Genomic DNA, 2243 nt, shown 5'->3' with positions numbered 1-2243 from the left:
TAGCCGCCAGCCGCGCGTAAAGCTTTAAAATTTTACGTAAGCGACGCGACAGATTTTTTAAAATTTTCGCTCAAAAAGCTCAAATTTAATCCTAAAATTTTTAAATTTTACCCCAAAATTCCGTCCGCGCTTCGTATGCGATCTAAAATGAAATTCCAAGCAAAATTCCGCGTCTAAATTTGAGCCCCGCTCTTAAATTTTAAAATTTTATCAGAGATTTTTTTATACAATTACGGCTGAAATTCGGCCCAAAAAAGGAGAGGGAATGTATAAGCTAAAGCATCTTCTTAGCGCGCAGGATCTGAGCCGCGAGGACATCTACGACTTCATTGATCTGGCGCGCGAGTTTAAAGCGCTCAACCGCTCTGACGTCAAAAAATCCGACTCGCTTCGCGGCAAGACGGTCATCAACGCGTTTTTTGAAAACTCCACCCGCACCCGCACGAGCTTTGAGATCGCAGCCAAGCGCCTGGGCGCGGACAGCGTAAATTTCACCGCTGCGGACAGCAGCACGAAAAAGGGCGAGACGCTGATCGACACCATCAGAAATATGCAGGCGATGCGCACGGATATCTTCGTGCTGCGCCACAGCTGCTCGGGCGCGGCGAAATTCGTCGCGGCCAACTGCGACGCATCGATCGTAAATGCGGGCGACGGACTGAACGAGCACCCGAGCCAGGCGCTGCTGGATCTTTTTACGATCAGCGAGCACAAGGGCAGGATCGAGAATTTAAACGTCGCGATCATCGGCGATATATTTCGCTCGCGCGTGGCTAGAAGCGACATCTGGGCGATGCGAAAGCTCGGCATAAACGTGCGGCTCTTCGGCCCTCCGATGATGCTGCGCGACTGCGACGCGTTCGGCTGCCCGATATGCAAAAGCGTGGAGGAGGCGATCGAGGGCGCCGACGTCATCATCATGCTAAGAATCCAGCTTGAGCGGCAAGACGGCGAGCCGAGCTTCCCGAGCGTGCGCGAATACTCGAAATTTTTCGGACTTACCGCCAAGCGGATGCAAGCAGCGAAAGAGGGCGTCATGATAATGCATCCGGGGCCGATCAATCGCGGCGTGGAGATCAACTCCGACGTAGCCGACGATCCGCGCTATAGCTGCGTTTTAGATCAGGTAGAAAACGGCGAGGCGATGCGAATGGCGATACTTCATACGATAAATTTAAACAGGAGCGCACGATGAAAATTTTAATAAAAAACGGCACGATCGTTAATTGGGGCGGCAGCGAGGAGGCGAACGTCCTGATCGAGGGCGATAAAATTTCAAAGATCACGCGCGAGTGTCCCGTCGCAGACCGCGTCATAGACGCTGCGGGCAAGCTCGTGATGCCGGGGCTTATCGATATGCACGTGCATTTTAGAGACCCGGGGCTCGAATACAAAGACGACGTCATCAGCGGCAGCGAAACCGCGGTCGCAGGCGGCGTGACGACCTGCCTCCCGATGGCAAATACCAAGCCCGTAAACGATAACTCAAGCATCACGCGCGCGATGATCGCCAAGGCTAAACAGCGTGGGCTTATCGATCTGCTGCCCATAGGCGCGATCTCGCAGGACTGCAAGGGCGCAAAGATCGTCGAGATGGGCGATATGCTGGAAGCCGGCTGCGTGGCTTTCAGCGACGACGGGCTGCCAGTGACCGACAGCTCCGTGATGCGACAGGCGCTCGAATACTCCGCGCACTTCGGCTCATTCGTGATAAATCACAGCGAGGATTGCTCGCTTTGCCACGGCGGCGTGATGAACGAGGGCAAGATAAGCGCGATCCTCGGTCTAAAGGGGATGGCGAGCGAAAAAGAGGAGATCATGATCGCGCGCGATCTGCTGCTTGCCAAAAAGACGGGCGGGCACATCCACATCGCGCACGTAAGCTCGGCGTGGTCGCTAAAACTCATCGAGCAGGCTAAGCGCGAGGGTATCCGCGTCACCTGCGAGGCTACGCCGCATCACTTCACCTTCGATGAGCGCGAGCTGATGGGATACGATACGAATTTTAAAATGTCGCCGCCGCTGCGAACTCAAAGCGACGTGCAGGCGATCAGAGAGGCGCTTAAAAGCGGTCTGATCGATGCCATCGTGACCGATCACGCGCCGCACAACACCGACGATAAATTCGTCGAATTCGACCATGCGCCGTTTGGAATTTTAGGGCTTCAAACCCTCGTGCCGCTTACGCTACGGCTCGTAAACGAGAGCGTCATCAGTCTTGAAGCTATGGTGCGCCTCTGCTC

The 2243-nt window shown here is 54.6% G+C and carries 2 protein-coding genes; both read left to right on the top strand.

Translation table 11 applies throughout. The features are described from left to right. Positions 1 to 265: 265 nt before the first annotated feature. Entirely contained in the window at positions 266 to 1195 is a 930-nt protein-coding gene (locus tag Q0256_RS09930; protein WP_297901164.1) for an aspartate carbamoyltransferase catalytic subunit, read from the top strand. Next, on the top strand, positions 1192 to 2243 hold a 1052-nt coding region (locus tag Q0256_RS09925; RefSeq protein ID WP_297962623.1), incomplete at its 3' end, for a dihydroorotase. The genes Q0256_RS09930 and Q0256_RS09925, both read left to right, overlap by 4 nt.

This window comes from uncultured Campylobacter sp., assembly GCF_937949835.1.
Classification (GTDB): Bacteria; Campylobacterota; Campylobacteria; order Campylobacterales; family Campylobacteraceae; genus Campylobacter_B.
This window is presented reverse-complemented; position numbering and strand designations above follow the sequence as displayed.